General features: G+C 38.9%; 16 protein-coding genes and 1 pseudogene. 9 read left to right on the top strand and 8 right to left on the bottom strand.

All coding sequences use genetic code 11. The features are described from left to right. Position 1 precedes the first annotated feature (1 nt). The gene (locus J678_RS09650) at positions 2-622 is read left to right on the top strand and encodes an ATP-binding cassette domain-containing protein (protein WP_017392762.1); all 621 of its coding nucleotides are present in this window, start codon (positions 2-4) and stop codon (positions 620-622) included. 46 nt (positions 623-668) lie between these two features. On the opposite strand, the gene J678_RS09645 is transcribed toward J678_RS09650, so the two are convergent. Both J678_RS09645 and J678_RS09640 read right to left on the bottom strand, forming a co-directional pair. Beyond that, a complete protein-coding gene (locus J678_RS09645; RefSeq protein ID WP_017392761.1) occupies positions 669-2,267 on the bottom strand; it encodes a PepSY-associated TM helix domain-containing protein in 1,599 nt (532 codons plus the stop codon). A gap of 2 nt (positions 2,268-2,269) precedes the next feature. After that, positions 2,270-2,560, bottom strand: coding sequence for a hypothetical protein (locus J678_RS09640; RefSeq protein ID WP_017392760.1), 291 nt, complete (start codon positions 2,558-2,560; stop codon positions 2,270-2,272). Positions 2,561-2,973: 413 nt separating this feature from the next. On the opposite strand from J678_RS09640, the gene J678_RS09635 reads away from it, so the two are divergent. Further along, positions 2,974-3,705, top strand: a complete 732-nt coding sequence (locus J678_RS09635; protein WP_017392758.1) for a 4'-phosphopantetheinyl transferase family protein — start codon at positions 2,974-2,976, stop codon at positions 3,703-3,705. A 42-nt stretch (positions 3,706-3,747) separates the two neighbouring features. On the opposite strand, the gene entS is transcribed toward J678_RS09635, so the two are convergent. From entS to fes, 4 genes are read right to left on the bottom strand one after another with little or no spacing between them, the layout of a single operon-like run. Beyond that, complete coding sequence (entS, locus tag J678_RS09630) at positions 3,748-4,998, bottom strand: enterobactin transporter EntS (protein WP_017392757.1); 1,251 nt, start codon at positions 4,996-4,998, stop codon at positions 3,748-3,750. Next, entirely contained in the window at positions 4,995-12,146 is a 7,152-nt protein-coding gene (locus tag J678_RS09625; RefSeq protein WP_017392756.1) for a non-ribosomal peptide synthetase, read from the bottom strand. The genes entS and J678_RS09625 overlap by 4 nt, the downstream gene beginning before the upstream one ends. A gap of 12 nt (positions 12,147-12,158) precedes the next feature. Next, positions 12,159-12,374 carry an MbtH family protein gene (locus J678_RS09620; protein ID WP_004708805.1) on the bottom strand — a complete coding sequence of 72 codons (216 nt, stop codon included), beginning with the start codon at positions 12,372-12,374 and terminating at the stop codon, positions 12,159-12,161. Between the two features lie 29 nt (positions 12,375-12,403). After that, positions 12,404-13,603 (bottom strand): enterochelin esterase, encoded by a 1,200-nt coding sequence (gene fes, locus J678_RS09615; protein WP_017392755.1) that lies wholly within the window; start codon positions 13,601-13,603, stop codon positions 12,404-12,406. A gap of 265 nt (positions 13,604-13,868) precedes the next feature. Between fes and J678_RS09610 the strand changes: the two genes are divergently transcribed. The 5 genes and pseudogenes from J678_RS09610 (at position 13,869) to J678_RS23830 (ending at position 18,474) form a co-directional block, all read left to right on the top strand. Further along, a complete protein-coding gene (locus J678_RS09610) occupies positions 13,869-14,639 on the top strand; it encodes an SDR family oxidoreductase (RefSeq protein ID WP_004708802.1) in 771 nt (256 codons plus the stop codon). 44 nt (positions 14,640-14,683) lie between these two features. Then, the gene (locus J678_RS09605) at positions 14,684-15,907 is read left to right on the top strand and encodes an isochorismate synthase (RefSeq protein WP_017392754.1); all 1,224 of its coding nucleotides are present in this window, start codon (positions 14,684-14,686) and stop codon (positions 15,905-15,907) included. Positions 15,908-15,918: 11 nt separating this feature from the next. After that, on the top strand, positions 15,919-17,583 hold the full coding sequence (locus J678_RS09600) for a (2,3-dihydroxybenzoyl)adenylate synthase (RefSeq protein ID WP_017392753.1): 1,665 nt from the start codon (positions 15,919-15,921) through the stop codon (positions 17,581-17,583). A 21-nt stretch (positions 17,584-17,604) separates the two neighbouring features. Further along, positions 17,605-18,255 (top strand): annotated as a pseudogene (locus J678_RS09595) (isochorismatase family protein); the annotation flags it as partial. Between the two features lie 18 nt (positions 18,256-18,273). Then, on the top strand, positions 18,274-18,474 hold the full coding sequence (locus tag J678_RS23830) for a phosphopantetheine-binding protein (protein ID WP_371508613.1): 201 nt from the start codon (positions 18,274-18,276) through the stop codon (positions 18,472-18,474). Between the two features lie 44 nt (positions 18,475-18,518). On the opposite strand, the gene J678_RS09590 is transcribed toward J678_RS23830, so the two are convergent. Then, positions 18,519-21,653: a multidrug efflux RND transporter permease subunit gene (locus tag J678_RS09590; RefSeq protein WP_017392751.1), complete on the bottom strand. Its 3,135-nt coding sequence runs from the start codon at positions 21,651-21,653 to the stop codon at positions 18,519-18,521. 217 nt (positions 21,654-21,870) lie between these two features. On the opposite strand from J678_RS09590, the gene J678_RS09585 reads away from it, so the two are divergent. Next, positions 21,871-23,832: a TonB-dependent receptor plug domain-containing protein gene (locus J678_RS09585; protein WP_017392749.1), complete on the top strand. Its 1,962-nt coding sequence runs from the start codon at positions 21,871-21,873 to the stop codon at positions 23,830-23,832. Between the two features lie 136 nt (positions 23,833-23,968). Then, complete coding sequence (locus J678_RS09580; protein ID WP_017392748.1) at positions 23,969-24,370, top strand: transcriptional repressor; 402 nt, start codon at positions 23,969-23,971, stop codon at positions 24,368-24,370. A gap of 72 nt (positions 24,371-24,442) precedes the next feature. On the opposite strand, the gene J678_RS09575 is transcribed toward J678_RS09580, so the two are convergent. Further along, entirely contained in the window at positions 24,443-26,224 is a 1,782-nt protein-coding gene (locus tag J678_RS09575) for a bifunctional metallophosphatase/5'-nucleotidase (RefSeq protein ID WP_017392747.1), read from the bottom strand. Positions 26,225-26,230: the final 6 nt, after the last annotated feature.

Genomic DNA, 26,230 nt, shown 5'->3' with positions numbered 1-26,230 from the left:
TATGTTGATTGATTGCCGTTTCCAGCTACACATGGGTCAATTTCATATTGAGCCTAGTTTCCAGTCCGATGCTTCTGTTATTGGGCTATTTGGTGCATCCGGTTCAGGTAAAACGTCCATTTTACATGCTATTGCAGGGCTGAACACTCCGCGTAGTGGAGTCATTAAAATACAGGATCAAACGTGGTTTGATTCAAATCAAAACATTAATTTGAGTACGCAAAAGCGACATGTTGGATTGGTTTTTCAAGATGCTCAGCTTTTTCCGCATAAAACGGTAAAGCAAAATTTATTATTTGGTCTTAAGCATCTTTCCCAACAAGAACGTCACTTTGAAGCAGATTACATTATTGAATTATTAAAGTTAGGGCACTTATTACAACGTATGCCTATCAAACTCTCAGGTGGGGAAAAGCAGCGCGTGGCACTGGGTCGAGCATTGTTATATTCACCTAAGCTGTTACTACTAGATGAGCCGTTATCAGCATTAGATGCGAATCATAAAGCTGAAATTATTCCTTTTTTTCAGAAGGTAAAAGAGGAAATAAAAATTCCGATGATTTATGTAAGTCATGATATTCAAGAAATTAAACAACTGACCGAAACAATGTGGGTTTTATAATTTTTCATATTTCACACATTATTTCAGCCATGTTGATTTATGGTTGTTAGCTAGCCCATAAACTGCCCGTTGGAGCAGATTTTCGGCGATCTTGGGCTTGTTGATAAAAACGCCAGAAAGCTAACGCAAAAATGACAGCTAAGAAATCAACTACTAAGATTTCTCCGCCATGGACCCATAAGCCACTTTGGGGAATGAAGTAGGCTAAAAGAGATGTAAGTGGAATCGCAAATAACACAAAAACCAAGGTTAAGAGCAGTTGTGGTAAAGCTTTTGCGTAGCCAATCACAAAGGTATAAATCAGAGTCAGTAGGAAAATCGCATAATAACCATACATGAAGAGGTGATTTATACTTTCAATGTTGAGTGTAGCGAAAAGCCAACGACTAGCTAACATTGTGCCTACGACAGCTAGAACACACCCTAAACATGCACCTATAGTTAAGTTCGCGAGGAACACCACATCTTTACGTTGAACAGGAACAGAATCTTCAGCACGCTTTTGTTTACGTGCACGAGTTTCAACCCAAAGAATGTTCCCTGTGTAAAACAAGAAAGCGCCACCGACACCTAACACAAAATAAATCCAACGTACGCCCGTACCCCCAAAACTTCCAAAATGTAGGCTAAACATGGCGTTGATTAACTTATTACCTCCATCAGTCTGAGTATTAATACCTTTATGATTAAAGTGCTCAACTGCATAGGGGTTCATGCGCATAAAGTCTTGATTTGCGCCGCGTAACATCTGATCGGGGCTATACAAGGCTATACGTGCATTGGCTTTTTCAGGTTTATCGAGGTTACTGAACTGGATATAGTCAACTGAATATTCAGGTGCTACTTTTTTTGTTTGAGCTAATATTTGCTGCACATCTATTTGTGTTTGTTTAGGTTGAATAAGCGCAGGGGGAGAACGCTGAAAAACTGGCTGTCCTTTGAGTGCCAGCTGACCAATCGCATCGTAAAAAAAGTCATGAAAAGCAAAGACAATAACGCTAATGCTAATAATGATGTGAAAAGGTAAGCTCGTAATTCCAATCACGTTATGCGCATCTAACCAAAAACGCTTTTTATTTTTACCAGGACGGATGACAAAGTAATCCTTTACCAAAGTTGGTAAAAGAATAATCACTCCTGAAAGTAAAGCAAGAAAATATGAAATAGAAACCACGCCCATCACGTAAAGTCCTAATCCGTGATGACCTGCCATGCCGGGTATGCCTGCTGTTTCATGCAACTGTTCGATTAGCCAGCCTGCTTTAGATAAGTTTTCCTGAGCAACGATTAACTGACCTTTATTGTCTAAGCTTGCCATCCACGTAGACTGAGCAGCATTAAAGCCATCTCCATGTTCACTCCACGTAATAGGCGCGTAGTGAAATTCATTAGACGATAAATTTAGTGTGAAGTTCTTTTGTGCAGCAGGATAGGTAGCCTGAACTTTTTGAATAAGCTCATTATATTGGTTGGGTGAAACTTTAGGTAAAACTTGCTGCGTTGGCGTAGCCCACTTACTAATGTGGTGCTGAAACATGCTAAGCCCACCAGCGAAGAAACAGATAAAAAGCAAAATCCCTGCACATACACCCACCCAAGTATGCATGCTTTTTGCTAATTTCATAATGTCTGAACGTACTTTCATGTTTAACCCCGCAATACGAAAATACAGCTATACGCTAGGGCAATCGCAATGGATAAATAGATCAGTGCTTTTTGTCCGGTCGTAAAAAAATAACTGGCAAACATAATAGGCATCCAAACCCACGGCACACTCCACATTCCCAATTGCACCAATAAATCCATGGCAACATAAGGACGACCTAATAGAACTACTAAATTGCCAATCGCGATGGAAAGACTTAGTCCTAAAACCCCGCCAGCAAAAGTTTTACTCCACCAGTCTGGCTGGATAGGAGACTGAATTTTAGCTTTCATGAAACCAATTTCCGTTTAAAAAGCGCTATAAAGGGAAGAAACGACCATGCAAAAATGATGAGCATGAACCAGCAGAAAGCAGCAACAACTTTTGGTAAGCTCGCAAAGAGTTCAATCAATCCAACACTCAACAGTACTAGACCCAAATACTTAAATAGAGCTGGAAGATGGTGAGACAACAGATTTTGATTGCTATGACTACAATAGATACTGACCGCTCCTAACAGGGTCAAAAAAAGTCCTATAAGTTTCATAATCGATGTTTATAAGTAAATTAAAGTCAAAATTTACCCAATAGTATAAGTAAATAATAATTATTATCAAATGATAAGTATAATTATTTATTAAATTGCGGCTCGTAAGTTAAGATAAGAGAGAACATATTAAAAGTATTTATTTTGAAGCAAAATACAGTGAGTCATTATCTATATATTCCTGAACAACTCAGCAAATCAATTTATGAAATTTCGAGCTCTATTTTTCTCACATCGGGGCTATTCTGTTATAAGTTAGATTTATCAAAAACACAGCATTTGCATATAGATCAACAGTTAGAGCATCCCCTAAAAATTGCTCAAGCGCGTGTCGAGCGTAAAAATGAGTACTTATGTGGTAGGGTCTTAGCACAGGCTGTTTTAAATCATCATTTCGGTTTGAATCAGCCAATAACTTCTATGCATGAACATTTGCCCATTTGGCCATCTCATGTTTTGGGTAGTATTAGTCATTCACAAAATAAGTTAATTGTTGGGCTATCAAATAACGCGCTTTATTTGGGAATTGATATCGAGCACTGGGTAACTTCAGAATTTGCAAAAGAAAGTGCACACCTTATTTTAACGCCATCTGAGCGTGATTTATGGAGCGGTAAGGCGGCTAAGTTTTTTGATTTTGCCCGATACGTAAGCTTAATTTTCTCTGTAAAAGAAAGCCTATATAAAGCAGTTTATTCCACAGCAAAGCAATATATTGATTTCTTAGAAGCATCTATTGTTGATATTAATTTTGACAATCAAACATTAACGTTAGCTTTTACATTAGAAACTCAACAGCGTTATCAACTTTTAGAACAATATCAAGGGGGATGGGTTGTAGAACAAGACTGTATTATGACTTGGGTTTATCAAGCAAGCTATTGTGTTTAAAGAAAAAGAAGGCAACGCATTGCCTTCTTTTTTATTTAGATTTTAATTTTCTTGTAGTTTAGGATCTTGAAATCCGGTTTCACGCATATCTTGAGAATGGAATAAGAACATAAATCCTACCGCAAAACTTACTATCCCAAAGAAGAGAATACTTCCTGATATTGGTAAAAACCGAGTTAAAAGGCCTAAAGTTGTTGTAGCAATTGAATCACCTAAAGCATCTTGTGCAAGCCAGATAGCATTAATGCGTCCTAAATATTCATCAGGTGTATGTCCTTGCACAATGCTGTATTGAAGCAAGTTCGCAATCGACATCAAATATCCGAACAAACATAAAATGGGCAAGGTCACCAGTAACCAAGGAGAGAGCCCAATCATAATCATACAACCAAAAACACCTAAGCAGGTATAGAGCATGACTAAACCGGGTCTGAGTAAACGTGTTGTCCATCCACTGAGTAAGGCACCCAAGGTTGAACCTAAAGGAAAAGCTGAATACATAAGTCCGAGTTCAAATGCACCGCCGTGGAAAATTTCATCTGCCATTTGTGGAAAAATAATTCGAATAGCACTGCTAAAACTAAGCAATGTTCCAATTAAAATGGTGCTACCGACCACTTTATTTTTAAAAACAAACTTGAACCCTTGAGCTAATTGTCGAAGAGGACTTTCATCATTTGATGTATGTTGCGGTTTAAGTGCAGGCAATCCCATCAATAAAAATACAGTAAGTAAAGTACCAACCGTTGAGACCCAATACACAGTTGCGACACCACTAGCAGCAATTAAAATACCGCCGATTGCTGGTGAAATCACGGTTGCAAGACGTACGGATACCATACTAATCGCACGAGCTTGTACGATATTTTCACGCCCTACAATCACAGGCATAATCGCCATCATTGCAGTTACACCCAGTGCACCGAAGAAACCATCCCATGCCGATAAAAAATAAATGGCATACAGCGATGGATGCTCAAACATGGCGTTAATGGCGAGGCCTGCAAAGCCTAAACCACACACCCCACGAGCCAATAGAATCAGCCATTTCCGATCTTTGCGATCTGACAGCAAACCACCAAGTAATAAGCCAATAAACATGGCAATGCCTTCAAAAGCCATGGCGACAGCAACGTTAAGTGAGCTACCAGTGATGTCATAGACTTGTTTTGGAATAGCTACGACCAACATGCCAATGGTTAACAATGACAAGGTGCGGGCAATAAATACATGTCGGAAATGAGCATTACGTTTTAAAAGACTAAAATCGGTCAATATAGATTTAAAGCTCATGGCATACGCTCCTCTAAACCGCGTGCCTGACAAATCATGCTGTTTAACATTGGTCCAAGTATTTGAAGTTGTTCGGGTGACAACACAGTGGTATGGTCTGCTTCGCTTAAACGAAAAATATTGAGTTTTTTAACCAAAGGTGACCATTGTTGTTCTGGTTGTATATACGGAAGCAAATCTTTTTCAGCGACTACTAAGTGTAGATCACCGTCAAAATGCGGCATTTTATAAGGTTTTAATAAACGTACGGCATCACGGTAGTTCGCAAAAATATCCTCTTGTAAACGCCGTGTTTCTTCACTTAATGCCGTATCTGCATCGGCTAAAATATCATTGAAGAATTGGAGCTGTTCTTGTTCAGCTTCAGCATTCATTTCCTCTACAGATAGATCTAACCATTGATGAATTTCGGCAGGGTAAGTGTCTAATAAACCAAGAAAATCAACTTTTTCACCTTGTTCAGTGAGCTTCGCTGCAACTGCATAAGCCACTGTACCGCCAAGTGAATAACCTAATAAAGTATAAGGGCCTGTTGGTTGTTGCTTGCGAATAATCTCAAGTTGTTTTTCAACCAGCTCATCCATATCTGTACTATTTGCCAATAAGCCATCTGGGCGAGGTGACTGCAACCCAATAATTGGTAAATCAGGATGTAGATAACGGTTCAATACCGTATATTGCCATGCTGAACCAGAACCTGGGTAAAAACAGAACAATGGATGCGCAGAGCCAGAACGAATCGGTAAAATGGGTTGCATGCCAGTTTGTTCGACTTCTGCCAAACGTTCTTGTGTAAGAAGTAAAGCCGCCAAACGTTGAATTGTGACATGACTCATCAACTGACCTATTGGAATGGTCCGCTTAAATACCTTTCGGATTTCAATTGCAAGCTTCATTACTAAAATAGAATGTCCACCAAGGGCAAAGAAATCTTCATTCACACCAATAGTTTGATCCGTATTTAAAACTTGCTGGAAAATACGTGTCAGTTCGTGTTCAAAAGCAGTGGTGGCGTACTGTTTTTCTGCATTTGAAGGATTAATTTTTGGTTGCGGCAGTGCTTTACGATCTAGCTTCCCATTATGACTTAATGGGAATTTCTCAACTAGCACATAGTATGTAGGCACCATATAAGCTGGAAGCTGTTTCGCTAATTGTTTCTTTAACTGCTCAATATCCACAGGTGCTGTTGTTTGCAAGTAAGCAACCAACTGAACATCAGCTTTATTTTGTTCAGAAGAAATAGGATGTACAACTACATCAAGGCTGCTGATTAAGGATAATTGCTGTTCAATTTCACCCAGTTCGATACGTTGCCCACGTATCTTTAACTGGTCGTCAGCACGGCCCACATATTGAATACTGCCGTCTGCATGCCAACGCGCAATATCACCAGTGCGGTACATGCGTTGACCTGCTGCAAATGGGTTTGCCACAAAACGTGTTGCTGTTAAGTCTGCTCGATGTAAATAACCCATAGCCAATTGATGACCTGCTAAATAAAGCTCACCATCCACTCCAACAGGAACAGGGCGTAAGTATTGATCCAAGATATAAAGCTGGGTATTCCAGACTGGATAGCCAATTGCAACGCTACTTTCTTCTGGGTGTAATCCCAGTGTTGCGTCCATATAACTCACATCTACCGCAGCTTCTGTTGGGCCATATAAGTTATGCAGCTCACAGCTAAAGTGCTCGGTAAATGATTTTGCTAAAGCCGTTGGTAATGCCTCACCACTACAGAATACTCGGCGGATTGGCAAACTTTGGAGCTGAGCAGATGACAAAATTTCAGTGGCAGCATTTTCAAAAACAGCCAGCATTGAAGGTACAAAATGTAATGTCGTTATCTGATATTTTTGAATAAGGCTTAATAATGCCAATGGATCACGGTGTGCATCTACAGGTGCCATAACCAATCGTGCACCTACTAAGTACGACCAGAAAAATTCCCATACAGAGACATCAAAAGTGCATGGCGTTTTTTGCAAAATCGTATCGTTGGCTGACAGTGGATATTCTGATTGCATCCATAAAATACGGTTCACAATGGCTTGGTGAGAAATCATGACACCTTTTGGTTGGCCTGTTGTACCCGATGTATAGATTAAATATGCCGGATGTTGTGGGGTAATAACTGTCGTTTTATAACTACTTAAATCAACCTTTGTTTCATCAAACAATTCATTAAAAGCAAAGGTAGCTATTGATGGATGGGCAATAGCAGCTAGATCTTTTTGTTCACCAATCACAAGTTTAGATTTGGCATCCTGCAACATAAATTTGATGCGCTCAGACGGATGTTGTAAATCAATAGGTAAATAAGCTGCACCTGCTTCAATCACCGCTAAAATAGCAATACTGAGTTTGATTGATCTTGGCAGGGCAACGGCAACTATGTCTCCAGCCTGCACGCCCATTTTTTGCAATTGCTGAGCTAAAGCACAAACTTGAAAACGTACGTCACTAAAACTAAGCTGATGATGTTCATCACATAACGCTGTTTTGTCGGGAGTATTTCGAGCTTGTTCTCTGAGTAATTGCTGTAAGGTTGTTGGAGGAACTTCATGTTGAGTTTGATTAACTTTCTGGATTAAATCACGCTCCCCAGCAAGTTGTAAGCGATAGTGACCTAGACAAGTCTCCGGTTCATTTAATGCGATTTCAATTAATTGAACCATTCGCTCAAGGAAATGCTCAGGCTGATCAATTACACCACGCTGTTCGAGCAACAGCTCAATTTGATGATCCGGGATGACCAATAACGCAAGTGGATAGTGACTATAACCGCGATTTGTGAGCTTTGAAATTGCAGCATTACCAAGTTTTTGCTGTAAATATTGGCTATCGGGGTAGTTTTCTACAACTAGCAAACTATCAAAAAGATTGCCTTGAGCTATTAATTGTTGAATACCGTGTAGGCCTAAACCATCATGTTCTAAATGTTCAACATGCAATTGCTGTAAATGAGGTAATTGTTCCCAAAGTGATTGCTGCATGTTGAGCTTCACACGCACTGGAATTGTATTTAAAAACAATCCGATTTGCTGTTCTAAACCATTAATAGGTGCTGAACGCCCAGAAACAGGTGTACCAAATACAATATCTTCACGATGAGCATAAATATTTAAGGTTATTGCCCAAATCATTTGCATGAAGACATTAAGCGTGATGCCTTGCTGGCGTAATTTGTGCTGAAGTTTTGCACCCAACTCAGCACTTAAACGATATGAAGTTTCCTGTACAGCTTTCTGTGGTTGATTAAATAAAATAAGTGGTTGCAAATCAGTTAAATCACGTTTCCATATCACTTTTGATATTTCATGGTCACGTGCAGATAAGGCTTTAATTACCTTTTCATAACTATGTTCAAGTGCAGGTAATGGCTGGTTAACTTGCTGATAGGCCTTAATAAAATCTTGTAAAAATAGTGGAGTTGACCAGCCATCTGTTAACAGATGATGCACCATAATCAATAGTTCTGACTGTTCAGGAGCATGTTGAATTAAAGTTGCCCGAATCAGGCCATAAGGTTGGTCAAGGTGAATCGGCTGCTGTAAGACTTCTTGAATGCTTTGCTCAAGCAGATCGGGAGTGACTGAACAAAACTGAACTGGCCAAGCTTGAGTAGGGTGTAATGAATAAATAAAAACAGGTTCTTCAGCTAATTCACTATCAAAATGTCCACCTAGTTGAGGATGACGTTTTAATACAGTAATTAATGCTTGTTGCAAACGTACCGGATCAATGTCTCCATTTAAGCTAAGACGAGTAAAGGCATTATAATTCAATTGTTTTTCAACTTGAGACAAGAACAGCATGCCTTTTTGCAAAGGAAGCAAAGGTAAAATGGTGCTGTTTTTACCATATTTTTCTTGAACCTTTTGTTCTAGTTCAGCTGAAAATAACGGTTTTGAAATGGCTGCTTGTTGCTCATCTAGTCGGGTGAGTTGCTGTGCTATAGCGGCGACTGTTTTAAATTGGAATACATCACTTGGTCTTAAGCCGTAACCACGTTGGCGTAATTGAGTACAAAGCATAATCGCAGAAATACTATCGCCACCTGTCATAAAGAAGTCGTCATCAATTCCAATTGCGTCAAGCTTAAGAACAGATGCAGTAATTTGACATAAAAGTTGTTGTTCAGACGTTTCGGCCATTCGGCTATGGGTACGAATTTGAGGCTTTGGCAGTGCTTTTTTATCGACTTTGCCACTTACATTTCGTGGAAATTCGGACATAACCGTTAGGGCAGAAGGCACCATATATTCAGGTAAGTTTTGACGTAACTGACTTAAATATTGCTGACTTAATTGTTCACTGGTTTTTTCATCAAGTTCAACATTTTTGACTACACAATAACCGAGTAAACGATGACTATTATTAATCGGTTCTGCAATTACGACAGCACTTTCAACATTGGCTAAAATCGAAAGCGCATTTTCAACTTCACCAATCTCCACACGATAACCACGAATTTTAATCTGGTCATCACAGCGCCCCATAAATTCAAGTTTACCCACGCTATTCCAGCGAACTAAATCACCTGTACGGTACATACGCTGTCCATGTTCAAATGGATTTGCTACAAAGCGGGCAGCACTTAAGTCCGCGCGACCTAAATAACCGTTGGCAATCCCAAAACCAGAAATATAAAGCTCACCAATAACGCCAGTCGGGCATCGTTGTAAATGACGATCGAGTACATAGGCTTGTGTATTACCAATAGGGTTACCAATAACAGGACGAGCTGTCTGTTTTAATTCTGCTCGGAAAGTATCAACTGTATATTCCGTTGGGCCATATAAGTTATGAGCAAAAAGTTCAGGCTGGTCATTAAGTTGTTGCCATAAAGCTAATGGTGCAGCTTCACCACCAATTAAAATAAGTGTTGGCTGATGCTGGTTTTCAGCAAATAAGCCATTCGTCATCATTTGCGCACAAAAAGATGGCGGTAAATCAAGTGTATCGATTTGTCGTTGCTGAATCTCTTGCACTAAACCAAATGCATCACGACGCATGTTTTCATCAAAAATATGTAGCTCTTGGCCCCATAACATCCAGAAAACTTGCAACCAAGATGAGTCAAACGAGAAAGAGTGTGTATGCGCTGCACGTAGTGGACGGTTACGGAAACGCTGATTTACAGCTTCTAATACAGGCCAATAAATAGTTGGTTTATGTGACAAAATAAGGTTAAGTAAAGAACCATGTGTATTCATTACACCTTTAGGACGGCCCGTACTTCCCGAGGTAAAAATTACATAAGCGACGTCTTGGAAATTAAATTTACGATTTTCGGCAGGAATATCACTCGCATCTTGCTTTCGGATTTGTATTTGAACATCTTCATGATCAAGATATAACTGCGGAATATTTTGCGGTAGCTTTTGTGCAAGTTCTTGAGTAGTTAATACAAATAATGGGTTGGCATCTTCACACATCATTTGCATACGATCGATTGGATAATCTAAATCTAGAGGCAAGAAACTCGCACCAGAGTTTAGTACAGATAACATCACCACAACTGAGTCAATCGAACGAGGAATAGCCCCAGCAATAACCTTTTGCTTTTTAGCGCCATTTTCTTGTAAAAAACGAGTCAATTGATTCACGCGTACTGCAAGCTCAGCAAAACTAAGATGCTCAAGATTTGGACGTTCGCCACTCACGATTGCCGTACGTTCGGGATACTTTTTAACTTGTTCATAAAAAATATCTAGAACATTATTATATTGTTCAGGATGACTAACACGCGGACCAATACCACTTTGAGTCAGGGCAGCAAGTTCCTGCTGTGGTGTAATATTAAAACTATTCCATTGTTGTTCTGGTCGAATCAGCGCTTGTTCAAGCAATAGAGTTAAACGTTGCCCATGCATAAAGAGCTCATCTTGTGTATAGCGCTCTGCATCTGCACGCAGTTCTATAATGAGTTCTTGATCTTGAACAATAAAAGAAAACTCAAAATCATCAATTGGACCTGTAGAAATGTGGTGTGTTTTTACTTTTTCACCATCCAACACCAGATCTTGGTCAAAAGCTTTATAGTTTAAAATAGGGCCATACATTCGTTCATGAATGTCGATACTATTTAAATCTCTTAAAATTTGTTCAGCATCATATTTTTGATGTGGACGTATCTGTTGCAATTGAGCCTGCACATGCAGCGCTAAGCTCGCCCAACTGTCTTTTTCACTCACACTGAACTTTACCGGTAAGACATTTACCGCTGGTAAAGTGGAGCGAATTGCTTTTGAACCTAAACGGCGCATAAATGGAATACCAACAACCAATTCTGCTTTATCGGTCATTTTGTAAATATATTGTAATGACAATGACATCATCATGTCATTCAAACCGACTTTGAGATTTGAAGCAAGCTGTTGTATCAGGGCTAAAATTCCTGAAGAAAAACGAAGATGATGTTTAACAAATTGTGCAGTAGTTTTTGATGCTAAATGATGAGTACTTAAAGTGACAGGACTTGGTAAATCTTGGCAATATGTCTTCCAGAAATTTTGATCTTGCTTAAATTGATGACTATTTTCATAAGCTTGACGTTCTTGAATAACCTGTTGAACATCAATAAAAGGCGAAGGGTTAAGAGCTTTTCCTGCTTGCAATTGCTGGTACAAATCAACAATACGTTTTGTCAGGTTAATCATACTAAAACCATCCAGCATGATGTGGTGATAACGCTGATACCAATACACTTTATTATGAGTAATAAATAACACCTGACGATATAAGTGATTATCGGTTTCTTTGAGTGATTTTGCGTATAACCGATCGGTTGGCATCCAATCCCATAAGCGTTGCTGAGCTTTTTTAGGTGTTAAATGACAAAAATCAAACTCCTCTATTTGTATTTGGACCTGATGATTAAGCTCAATAAAAGGTTTTGACGGGTCAGATGAATATGAAGCAATAACCGTATCAGCCTCATTTAAACCGATTTGAATGGCTTGTTTAAATAATGAAAGATCAACTGATTTAGGCAGTTCAAGACAGTGTGCAATGGTATATAGATCGTTAATAGAACTTAAATGATCGGCTAGAAATATCCCCAATTGTGTAGAAGCCAGCTCAAAACGTGTTGGACCAGAAATATCTTGGGTAAACTCATTATGTAATGCTTGATTCATGGCTGCTCTCCATTACGCTTGCTGAAAAGGATTAATGGTTAACCAATGCTTTTCTACATAAGCAATGCATGAAGACCGTGTGTCAGGACCATACTGCACATCCCATCCAGACGGAACGGGATGCTGCGCAGGCCATAAACTAAATTCACCTTGCTGATTTTTTAGAACTTGAAAAGACAAACTTTCGTTATCAAATGGATTGATATAATTTTCCTGTAAGTTACTCATAGTATTGTTATCCTTGATGAAACAAATGGTTATAGTGAAAGAAAAACTTGCAATGCTTTAAGTAAGTCTGGGCGCCAGTTCACAGGATCATGGCCTCCTGCAAAACAGTGGAAACTCACATCATTAAATGCTTGCAATTGTTGGTAAAGTTGAAGTGCATCTTCTTGCATATCGGTTTCATAGATGCCTGCACTGATATAAATCTGTGCTTTTTGAGATAAAGCATTTGGGGATTTTTTAACGAATTCTAAAAGGTTACCTATGTGTTCTTTGGCTAAAGCACTTTTTGAAAAATCCGACCACCAATAAGATCCGGATTGCAAAATTAGCCGCTGAAAAATATCTGGATAAAGCAGAGCGCTATAAAGTGCACATAACCCGCCTAGGCTTTGCCCACACAATGTGATGTTTTGATGTGAAATAAAGGTGTATTTTTGAATAAGTTGTTCAATTAACTCATTTAAAAGTGCCTGACAAAACAGATCATGACATCCGTAATCTCGCTGACGTTGTTGGCTATTTAAACTATGAACAAAAACATAAACTGCTGGTCGAATCTTATATGAAACAGTTAAATGTTGAATTTCAGGAAGAAGAGAAAGCTCTCGACTCCAGATTTGGCCATCAAGCAAAATAATTAATGGCAGATTTTCTTCTGCTAATTCACCGCTAATAAAAATATCAACCAAGTAATCTTGTTGGCATAAGCGACTTGACCATTTAAATGTCTTAGTAATTCGGCAATCGTCTATTAAAGATTTTGTGTTTCTGAGTTGAATCTGATTGATATAACGCGCTAAATGTCCTGTATAAACTGCTTGGTGGCTTAAAGGATCAATTTGAGCGTTTTCCTTTAGTTGTGTTTGCCACCACTGACGTCGAGTAGTAGTACAGGTTGAGTTTGGAGCTTCATCTTTCGTGACAACTAGAACGTAACTCCCAGACCAGTCTAGAGGAAGTTCTATTTCAAAAAAGTACACATCCGTTCCAGCTATATGGCTAAAACGATTCCACTTTTCATAGATAGAAGGGCTCTGTGAATAGATATCGATGTAAACACCAATACTTTCTTTAGACTCAGCACTACGCCAAACAAAGGTACATAGCGCTTTATTTTTTTGTAGGTTAACGAGTGGGCTACCTACTTTTTTAATGATATTCCACCAGACTTCACTCCCAACATTGAGTTGTTGAAATAGGGGATGTAAAGGATGAGAAAATGGCTTCATTTTGAGTCCATCTCGACAAGAAAGCGCGGTCAAATTATCAAAATGATTCTCATTAGTAAATGAAAACAATTATCATTATAATCAATAAAGAAATGCTTATTTTTATAATATTAATTAAAAACAATAACTTAATTTAAAATTATGGTTAATAAATAGCTGGATTTAGATTGTAATCATATGTTTGATATTTATTGCACTTGGTAATAATGATAATTATTTGCAATTATGTTGCGCAATTTAATATCGCTTCAAACAGGAGTTAAATATGAGCTCTACCATCGTGGTCACAGGTGCTGCAAGAGGTATTGGAGCTGCTATTGCAAAAAAATTATTGCAGCAAGGGCATCAAGTGATTGGTATTGATCAACAGGAAAACCCAGAACAATGGGAGATCATTCAAAAGCTAGAAAACCGTGAAATATCACGTTGGCAAGGAATTTCACAAGACATTACACAGCAACAAACTACTCAAAATTTGATTGCAGAGCTTTTGGAAAAGCACAACATTACAGGCTTAGTAAATGCAGCGGGCGTATTAATTATGCGTTCTATGCTTGAAGCAAAACCGGAAGATTGGCAAACACTTTTTGCGGTAAATGTCATGGCACCCATCGCAATTAGTCAACAACTTGCCAAGCACTTTTGTGAAAAAAAACAGGGAAGTATTGTCACTATTAGCTCAAATAGTGCACGTATGCCACGTATGCAGCTCGGCATGTATGCAACGAGTAAAGCGGCACTGAGTCATTACTGCCGTAATCTTGCACTTGAAATCGCACCTCATCAAGTCAGACTCAATATCGTTTCGCCAGGTTCTACTTTAACGCAAATGCAACAACAGCTTTGGACAGACAATTCGCCTCCACCTGCTGTTATTGATGGCGACTTAAACCAGTACCGCACTGGCATTCCACTTAGAAAACTTGCCCAGCCTGAAGATATCGCTAATACCGTTAGCTTTTTACTTTCAGACCAAGCAGCACAAATTACTATGCAAGAAATTGTGGTCGATGGGGGAGCCACATTAGGCGTTTAAATATTAATTCATCACAACAAAATAATTTTATAAGGAGTTGCGAGATGTCGGTACAGCATCCGTATTTTATCCAACGAGAAAATTTTACTGAAAGCAGAATTACACTCGCAAAAGAAGTTTTAAATTGCACTGATAACGCTGGTTTTATATTTACGACTCCTGAATACATCATATCGAGTCATCAAAAACTTAAAGATATTGAGGTTACAAAAGACACTCAGCTAAAAGAGTGGCTAAACGAAGCCCGTCTACAATTACAACAAGCAATTGCAGATGGTTATAGCGATGCCAAGGTTATGGGTGGGTTGCCATTTAGTTCATCGGCAGATGTCAATTTAATGCTAATGCAAGATGCCAAGGTTTACCAGAAAGCTTTATTTTCACAAACTGATATTAATCTTGATGACTTAATCTTAAAGCAGGCCGATTATTTACCTTCAGGTGAACACTATCAACAGCAGGTTGAATATTTAGTACAACAAATGCGGGCACAAAAGCTAGATAAAGCAGTACTTGCTCGTATTTTACAACTTGAATTTGAAGAAAATCTTCCAGTCTCAGATGTATTTTATAACTTGGCCAAGCATAATCCTGAAGGATATAACTATGCAGTCGCAAGACACCCTCAAAGCGAAGGTTGGTTTGTTGGTGCAAGTCCTGAACTATTAATTGCAAAGCAAAATAATAAAATCTGGAGTAAACCTGTTGCGGGCACATTAGCGCGCGATGATGACCCAATTGTTGACCAAAATAATGCAAGAGCTTTACTGGCTTCACAAAAAGATCAACATGAGCATGCTCTTGTCATCGAAATGATTGCCGATGAACTTACACCTTTCTGCAAGCAACTACATGTGCCCAAACAACCTTCACTTATTCGCACCAAACGTCTTTGGCACTTGGCCTCACACATTACGGGCGAGCTTAAGCAAGCCGATACTCATGTTTTTGACTTAATTGAACGTCTACATCCAACACCTGCAATTTGTGGTGAGCCAAGCTCCGTAGCAAAAAATTTGATTCAGCAACTTGAACCATTTAATCGTGAACTATTCGCCGGAACCATGGGTTGGACCGACGCCGAAGGTAATGGTGAATGGTCTGTGACCGTGCGCTGTGCTCGTATTTATCAAAATATTGCCCGTTTATTTGCCGGTGCAGGAATTGTGGAAGCCTCACGTCCACAAGCTGAACATGCTGAAACTGCTGCAAAGTTCCGTACTGTACTTGATGGCCTGCACATTTCACCAGACCAATTACCACGATAAGGAATATACAGATGACAACAATAAAGTATTTAGAGGGCGCTGTGCCATATCCAGAAGAATTTGCCATGGCTTACCGTAAAAAAGGCTATTGGATTGGGCAAAATCTGAGTGATTTTTTACGGGAAAGTGCTCAAAAGTATGCGAAAAATATTGCAATTTATGATGGTGATAAAGCTGTTAGCTATGAAAAATTTGACAACTTAGTTGACTGTTGTGCAAGCCATTTATATCAATATGGCTTACGCGCGGGTGATAAAGCCGTCGTACAAATGCCAAACCACTATCAGTTCTATGTTCTATTTTTCGCCCTGATTCGATTAGGTGCTTTACCTATCATGTCATTGCCTGCCCATCGATATGCTGAACTCAGTAGCTTTTTTAAACAAACACAAGCAAAAGCTTATTTCTGTTCTGATTTTGGTGCACAAAAATTTGACTACCGAGAGCTTGCCGGAAAGCTTCAGCAAACAGCAGCTTGCTTAGAGTATGTATTTGTACTTGGAGATGCTGGCAATTTTGTAGCTATCGAAAATCTATTAAAAGAAACAGAAATTCTAGCGGAAGCAATCTCGCCAACTACAGCAGATCAAGTGGCTTTTTTACAGCTTTCGGGGGGTAGCACAGGTGTTCCAAAACTGATTCCACGTACTCATGATGATTATCTATACAGTGTGCGTGAAAGTGCCAAAATTTGCGAACTCAATCAGACTTCACGTTTATTGATGGTTTTACCTGCGGCACATAACTTTTCAATGAGCTCGGCTGGTTCTTTAGGCATTTTTTATGCTGGTGGCGCGGTGGTTTTAGGTATAGATCCAAGCCCTGAAACTGCATTTCCACTTATTAAAAAACACGGTGTGACAGATGCTTGTTTAGTTCCTGCATTGGTTCGACCGTGGATGGACAAAGCAGCCAAAGATCAAGATCCAATATTATCGACTCTACGTTGTTTACAAGTCGGAGGCGCGCGTTTACCCGATGCTGTTGCCTTACGTTTAATTGATGAGTTTAAGGTTAGTTTGCAACAGGTCTTTGGAATGGCTGAAGGGCTGGTGAACTACACCCGTTTTGGTATGTCAAAAGAACAAATTATTCATACTCAAGGTTTAAAAATCTCGCCAGATGATGAAATTTTGGTATTGGATGATCATGACCAACCGGTAGACGCTGGAGAGGTAGGGCATTTACTCACTCGTGGTCCTTATACTATTCGCGGCTATTACCAAGCACCAGAGCACAACGCTCGTTCTTTTACACCAGATGGTTTTTATCGTACAGGCGACTTAGTTCGTATTCGTGAAGATGGCTGCATTGTTGTAGAAGGGCGTTCAAAAGAACAAATCAATCGTGCTGGTGAAAAAATTGCGACTGAAGAAGTGGAGCAAGCTCTATTAACTCATCCACAAATTCGCCTTGCAGCACTGGTTGCTATGCCTGATGAGATGATGGGTGAAAAAAGCTGTGCCTTTATTGCATGGCAATCACAAACCGATGATCCAAGCCCAATTCGCCTTGCTATGTCAGTTCGTCAACATCTTAAAGAATATGGGCTTGCTACCTACAAAATTCCCGATCGTGTCGAATTTATCGAGCAGTTTCCATATACAGCCTTTGGAAAAATCGACAAAAAAAGATTACGTCAACAACTTGAAACTAAAACCAATGTTCTTGCTTAAAGATAAAAAAGGAAAAATTTGATGAGTATTCCTAAAATTGCCAGTTACAGTATGCCTCAAGCCCATGAGTTTACACCTAATAAAACCCATTGGCAGTTACATACCAATCGCGCCGTGTTATTGGTCCATGACATGCAGCAGTATTTTTTAGACTTTTATGATCAAACTCAAGCACCTATTCCAGAGCTTATTAAAAATACTAAAGAACTGATTGAAACTGCCCGTAAGTTTAATATCCCTGTGGTCTATACCGCACAACCCGGTAATCAGACACCTGAACATCGCCAGTTATTAACTGATTTTTGGGGAACCGGGTTAAAAGATGACCCGTATATTACTCAGATTTTGCCGGAAATCTCGCCTCAGAAAAATGATACTGTTTTAACAAAATGGCGTTATAGCGCATTTAAGTTTTCCCCACTTGAACAACTCATGCGTGAGTCGGGCCGTGATCAACTTATTATTTGTGGTGTTTATGCCCATATTGGCTGTCTCATGAGTGCCGCAGAAGCATTTATGCTAAACATACAACCATTTTTATGTGGAGATGCACTCGCTGACTTTAGTCGCGAAGAGCACGATATGGCATTAAAATATGCGAGTACACGTTGTGCTCAGGTGATGACAACTCAACAAGTGACTCGTGCTTGGGAACTCGAACAAGCAGCCTCGCCCTTAACCCCAAAAGGAATTGTTCTCGCGGTAAGTGAACAATTACAAATTCCAGCTTCGGACATTCAGTTAAATGATGATCTACTCATGCTTGGGCTTGATTCGGTACGACTCATGACTTTAGTGGGTAAATGGCAGGCTTATGGTGCTCAAGTGAGCTTTGAAGATTTAGCAGAACAACCAACTTTAGAAGTATGGATTGAGAAACTAGTCGCTTAAATTCAAATGATAAAAAAGCAGATCATTGATCTGCTTTTTTTATTTTATAAAGATGAATGGTCTTTTCTATATCTAAATACACGGCCAAGCGACCATTTTAAAACCGGTAAACTATGTACCAAAACAAAGAAAAAGACCGTAAATACAGGTACCAGTAAAGTTCCTATAACTACACTACCAAATACACTCATACCAATTTCATGGCGACTCACGGCACCAGCACCTGTAGCAACGACAAGGGGAATAACACCTGCACCAAAAGCTAAAGACGTCATTAAAATTGGACGTAAGCGTAAAGCTAAAGCCTCACACGCAGCAGTAACATAGCCTTTACCTTGTTTTATGGCTTTAGTTGCGAACTCCACAATTAAAATCGCGTTTTTACAAGACAAACCAATACCCGTTAGTAACGCGATTTGGAAATACACATCGTTTGGTAAGTTAAAAATTTGAGCAAATACAATAGTTCCAGTAATTCCTAGTGGAAGTCCTAGTAAAATAATAAGAGGTACTTTCCAGCTTTCATATAAAGCGGCTAAACATAAGAAAATAAATAAAATAGAGATAATGTATAAAAATAAGGCTTGTTGGCTCGATTGCTGCTCTTGTAAAGAGAGGCCACTCCATGCGACATCTACACCAGACTGTTTGCTCACCATATCACTTAACTGTTGCATCGCCTGACCTGAACTAAAGCCAGAACTGACATTTGCTTCAAGTTGTATGGCAGCAAGCCCCATAAATCGCGTTAAGGTTTCTGGGCCGCCAATCCATTCGCTTCGACCAAAATGCGCAAGAGAAAGCATTCCACCTGTATTATTACGGACGTGCCAATAAGCTAAATCTTCAGGTTTAGAACGAAACTCAGCATCACCTTGCATAATAATTCGTTTAATTTTGCCTCTTTCAACAAAATCACCCACATAGTTTCCACCCCAAGCAGTTGATAGGGTTGAGCGAATCGCTTGTTGATCAATCCCTAATATTTTGGCTTTATTCTGATCGAGCTGAATGAAAACCTCAGCCTTATTCTCACTTACAAGCGGGCTTAAATTTTCAAAAGCAGGATAATTGCGAGATTCTTTTTCTAAAGCTTTATATTGTTTAATGAGTTCATTGCGTCCTTGACCATTTACATCTCTGAGCCAAAGTTCTAGAGCATCAGATTGGCCCAAACCAGAAACACTTGCAGGCATACCCACCATAACTTTAGCTGGTAAGTTTTTTTGCAAGTAATTTTGCGCACGTTCACGAATAGCACTTGCAGTATTAGCTTCACCTTTACGTTCATTCCAATGCTTTAAGGAAACAAAGGCCATGCCTAAATTTGGACCGCTTCCTGAAAAGTTTTGCCCATTAACTACTAGGACGGTATTAATATTTTTAGCTTCATGTTCAAAGAAATAGTTATTGACCAGTTTACCTACTTCTTGTGTTTGGCTCATAGAAGCACTGTTATGCAAACTATAAGGCACAGCCAACAAACCTTGATCTTCATTTGGAATAAAGCTCGTCGGCAAACTACGATAAATCACAATTAAAACAGCAACTAAAGCTAACACTACAAGACATGAAAGTGCTTTAAATTTGATTAAACTTGTTGCTAAAAAACTAAAACCAACTTTAACTTTTTCAAGCAAAGTCTCAAGTTTTTGTCCCCATTTAGGTTTTTGAGTTTGTTTTTTTAGTAAGACAGCACACAAAGCTGGCGTAATAAACATGGCTACCAATAAAGATAACAACATCGCAGCCGCTAGGGTGATTGAAAACTGGCGGTAAATCATACCCGTTGAACCACTAAAAAAAGCCATCGGGATAAATACGGCTGTTAGTACCAAGGTAATACCAATCAATGCACCAGTAATTTCCTGCATCGATGCTAAGCATGCATCCCGAACACTTAAATGTTGTTCATGCATAAGCCGTTCAACATTTTCAACCACTACAATCGTGTCATCAACTAATAATCCAATCGCTAAAACCAGTGCAAACAGGGTAAGAGTGTTAATACTCATACCAGTCAAATACAACACAACAAAGGTACCGCAAATCACAATAGGTACAGTAATGGTTGGAATAAGTGTAGCGCGCCAATTTTGTAAAAAGAGATACATGACAATGACGACCAACACCACAGCTTCAAGCAGAGTAATGATGACTTGTTTAATGGACTCTTCAATAAACGGTGTATTGTCACGTGGATAAACAATTTTATATCCAGTAGGTAGATGCTGCTTGAGCTGTTCAATTTTTGCTTTAATTAGACCAGAGGTTTCAATCGCGTTCGCATCAGGACTGAGTGAAATACCTAAACCAGCGGAAGGGTAGCCGTTTAGCGTATTGATACTTTCATAGTTTTCGGCGCCTAATTCAACTCTCGCCACATCTTTTAAATAAACCAGACTGCCATCTACATTAGCTTTAACGACAACCGATTTAAAATCATCGACTGTTTTTAATCGAGAACCAGCAGTAACTTTGGCATAAATATTCTGATCAGAAGCAGAAGGCATGGCACCAATTGAGCCAGCAGCAATTTGAGTATTGTAATCTTCAAGTGCCTGTTCAATATCACTCGGCATAAGTTGATAATTTCTAAGTTGATTTGGATTTAGCCAAATACGCATCGCATAACTTGAACCAAACACATCCACTTCACCAATTCCTTGCAATTGTGAGAGTGGTTGTTCAAAGTGATTGACCATATAGTCCGATAATTCGATATTGCTGGCTTTTCCTGTTTCATCGTATAGACCCACAATTAACAGCATATCACCTGTGGTTTTCCAAATATTTACCCCTTGTCGTTGGACCTGTTCAGGTAGACGGTTTAATGCACTGTTAATGCGATTTTGTACTTGTAATTGTGCCTTATCGATATCTGTACCAATTTTAAAATGAATATCAATACTGGCCGTTCCTGAAGATTCACTATTTGATGTGAAATAAAGTAAGTTATCTAGCCCTTTAATTTGTTGTTCTAAAATCTGAGTTACGCTTTCTTCAACAGTTTCAGCAGACGCACCTCGGTAATTAGCAATCACTGTGACACTTGGAGGAGCTAGGTTTGGATAACGCTCAACCGGCATTGCACGAGTAGAAAAAAAACCAAAAATAAGAATAGTGATGGCAATGACAGATACAAAAATAGGGTGATAAATAAAAAATCGAGAGAGCATTGTTATGTCTACTTTAAGCTTGTTTTCAATAGGTTTTTAGGCACACCAAATTGTAATATTAACTTTTTTAAACCAAACAAACAATAATGATTATCATTATATAAATAATAATTAGTTTTATCTTGAACAATAAAAGTCATGGGGCTATCATGCTCGGCACATCATAAATGATAACAATTATCATATGGTAATCGTTATAAAATATAAGGACCGAGAAATGACGTTAACAAAAAAGGCGCTGGTGGTCGCCCTCTCAACACTGCTTCCATTTGCAGTCCAAGCAAATACCGATATTGACCAACAGGACACAAATGAACCTGTTCAAAAACTTAAAACTATTGTGGTTTCGGCTGCTTTAAAAGAACAAGATGTAGATAAAGCACCTGCATCGATTAGTGTAATCACAAGTGAAGATATTGAACGTAGCGCGGCACTCAGCCTTGCCGATGTTTTACAAAAACAAGCTGGGGTTTATAACTATAACAGTGGTCAAGATAAAATCGTTATACGGGGAATGCTGAATACCTCAGGGAACTACACCTTAATTCTTTTAAACGGTAAACGCATGTCATCTAATGGCGCCATGTGGCGAGGCAATGACTTTGACTGGAGTGCGATTCCTTTAAATAGTATTGAGCGTGTTGAGGTGATTCGTGGGCCAATGTCATCTCTCTATGGTGCAGATGCGATGGGCGGTGTCATTAACATCATTACAAAAAAAGCAGAAGATGGACAATTACACGGTTCTATTTTTGGTCAATATAACCGAGCAGACCGTGGTGATGGTAAAAACCAGTACCGTTACGGGTTTAACCTATACGGTGGTTTAACCGATAATTTAAGTTTCACTCTGGCAGGTGATGCTTATAGCCGCGATGCATGGTATAGAAAGGGCCAGCCAGATCCAGATGGTGCATATTTTGTAGAAAAAGACACCAAAAACGTAAATGGTACTTTAAGCTGGAATATTAATGACCAGCAAACCTTAGATATAGATTTGGGCTATAACAACGATAAACGCCCGCTAACTCAAGATGCAGCTACCTCCATTCAAGAATCAGAAATGAAACGTACCAATGTGGGGATTGCTCACCGTGGTAAATGGGCTTGGGGTAAAACAGAAGCTTATATCGGTAAAGAAACCGCCAAAATTTATGACTATGACAGTGAATACGATGCGCCTCAAAGCCGTCACTATAAACAAGAAAATTTAATTGGCCGTGCTTTTGCCAACTTTGACTGGCTCATGAATAATACGACCAGTGGTTTTGATTATAAAGATCAGAAAATTACAGATGTCGTAAGTTATATCGGCACTGGAAAGAATCAGCAAAAGAGCTACGGTATATTTGTTCAAAACGATACCCATATTAATGACGCACTTACCTTAACATTAGGTGGTCGTTACGACGATTTTGATGACTTTGATGGTAAAACCACAGGTAAAGCCTATTTAGCATATCAACTCGCTGAAGGAGTCATACTTAAAGGTGGCGTGGGACAAGCTTATAAAGTTCCAGCTCCTGCTCAGTTAGACATTAACTACTCGATGATTTCATGTGGTGGTAGCTGTCATATTCGAGGTAATCCAAATTTAGCACCCGAAGAAAGTACAAACTATGAAGCATCTTTAATTGTGACCCGTCCAAACTGGAATGCTGGCGTTACAGTTTTCCAAAACGATGTGAAGAACTTGATTGAAGCAATTACCTTGAGTGATGGTGACCCGCGTTTAGTAGGTGATTTTAGAAAAATCTGGACCAATGTGAGCCGCGCAGAACTCAAAGGTGTTGAGCTTACAGGTGGATATGATTTCACTGACAATTTAGGTGTTAAGGCAAACGCAACTTATCTCGACGCAAAAAATAAAACCACAGGTAAAGACTTAACCGAACGTCCAGAATGGCTTGCCAATGGCTCTATTTCCTGGGCACCAGTTCAAGACTTTCGTATAAATGCAGGTGTGAGTTATGTAGGCAAACAAATGTACTCTGCAACTAAAGAGTTGCCAGCTTATACCACCTATGACGTGACATTTACTTCTCCTATTACGCCACGTTTAACACTGGACTACGGTGTAAAAAACCTGACCGATGTTGATTTGGAGGATAAAAACAAAACCTTTAATACCAAACTTTATGGCCGCAATTACTTCTTAAAAGCGACTTATAGTTTCTAAGCTAAATCTAGTCTCAAAGCTTATTCATAGAGGAGTAGGCTTTGAGATTTTTAGTAAAACACCCATGATTTCAAGTAAACATAAACAAAATAATTTTTAAAAATTCCTATATTTCTAAACATTCAGGTTAATTAACATGACGACAATATCAAAATCATTATTAAATGGACTACCGATAAAAAAATCGAGAATACAGGTTTTTGAAATTTTAAATCAGAATCCACACGGCTTAAGTGCAGATAGTATTTATGCACAAATTAAAAATGAATATAAAATTACGCTAGGGACCATTTACCGAATTTTATCTGAGTTTGAAAATCGAAAACTTGTTAAAAGAGTGTTCTTGGGAAAAAGTAAAAGTATTTATAAACTCAGAAAAGATAAAATGAGCTGTAACCTGATTTCTCTAAAAACTGCTGAAACTTCAAGCTTTGAGCATGAAAAAGTGAATGAACTATTATACGAAGTTATGGATATTATTTTTGCAAATACTGGAACAGACATCAGCAGTGTAGAACTTAACCTCTATACTGAATAAAAATTTCGTTTAAATTTTCATATAAAAATAAAGGACAGCTTCGTACTGTCCTTTATACGTCATTAAATGAAATTATTTGATGACTTTAATTCGAGTTGTAGACGGAATAATGAGTGGTGAATTTTTAGCAACATAGCTCTCAAAAGCATCAATATCTTGACCGCCGCCAACACGGTTCTGGCCATCTTTTAATACAGTGAAATTGTCACCACCATCTGCTAAGAAACTATTTACCGTTACACGGTACACCTTCGTATCAACCAATGGGGAACCAGCAACCATAATATTGCTTGCTCGTGGTGAAACGGTTGTGTTTGCTGAATATTGATAACTTAACTCTTTAGACGGCTGTAAAATTTTAGGAGAGCTAGCATTTCCACCAGACCATTGTTGCTCAAGCACATCTCGAATTTGTTTACCAGTTAAACTCAATGTCACAATAGAGTTACCAAAAGGCTGAACCGCAAAAATATCACCAAAAGTAATTTGGTTATTGTTATTAATTAAGAGGTCGGCACGTACACCACCTGGGTTCATGAGTGTAAAGTCTGAACCTTGGTCGCTTGCTTTAAGAGCAGAGGCTTGTTGTGCATCGGCAATCATATCGCCTAACGGACTTTCACCACTTTCGACTTGAGTACGGCTCACAACAGCAGTAGAAGTTCCAACTACGCGTCCAGAAATGGTTGTTACCGCCTGACGGTATTTATCTAAAATCGCTTCAATACTTGGTGTCTTACTAAATTTTTGATAAAGATCTGTAAGGCTTACGGTCGTTGTGCCTGAAGTATAGGCCTCACTTTGAATCGGAATTTGTTTAGCATCTTTTTTAATGATATCGCCAGTTTTACCGTCTAGCTCAATCTTAATATCGGTAATCAGCGTGCCATATTGGCCAGCTGAAGTCAGTAAGAATGGCTTAGCTGGATTTTTAGTTGCATAGTCACAAATATAAGATTGATGCGTATGCCCTGAAACAACAATATCAACTGCCGGATTTAAGCGATCTAAAATACCTAAAATAGGTCCACTTAAGCCATCACAAGTTTTTTCATTAAGTTTAGTACTTGGTGCAGCACCTTCGTGAACAACCACAACAATTGCCTGAATTCCTTGTTTTTGTAGTTCAGGAATTAGCGCATTAACTGTATCCGCTTCATCACGAAATTCAACATCTTTAATGCCGGCTGCAGAAACAATACTTGGAGTCGCTTTAAGCGTTAAACCAATAAATGCTACTGGAATTCCACCATACATTTTGACTTTATAAGCTGGAAAAATAGTTTTACTTGCATCGTTTTTCATTGCGACGTTAGCTGCAAGGAAATTAAATTTCGCCCCACTAAAGTTTTTATTAATTTGGCAGGGTGCTGTACTTGTATATTGTTGACATCCACCATTTTGCAAACGGCGTAACTCATCTGTACCTCGGTCAAACTCATGGTTACCGACTGCATTAAAGTCAATTTGAATATCATTCATGACGTCAATGGTTGGCTCATCTAAAAATAATGAAGAAGTGAGTGGGGAAGCACTAATTAAATCACCCGCTGAAACAACAGCATTATTTGGATTTTGAGCTCTAAGTTTTTTAATTGCGTCTGCAAGGTAACTCACACCACCAACTGGAATACGAACTGTTTGAGACGCGTCATTAGGGTTAGCGGCATCAACGTAGCGTTTAGGTGGCTCTAGATTTCCGTGAAAGTCATTAAAAGCTAAAATATCGACAATCTGGTTACTTCGGGGCGCAGATGTATTTGAATCACTGTCATTGTTATCATTACAACCGGCTAATAAAGCCATCGCCAGACATAAAGATGTTGTCTTAAATAATATATTTAAAGTTGTCATTTTTTA

This window comes from Acinetobacter sp. 1424608 (assembly GCF_000588255.1).
Lineage (GTDB): Bacteria > Pseudomonadota > Gammaproteobacteria > Pseudomonadales > Moraxellaceae > Acinetobacter > Acinetobacter nosocomialis.
Note: the sequence above shows the minus strand (reverse complement) of the source record. Positions and strands in the feature narration are given on the sequence as shown.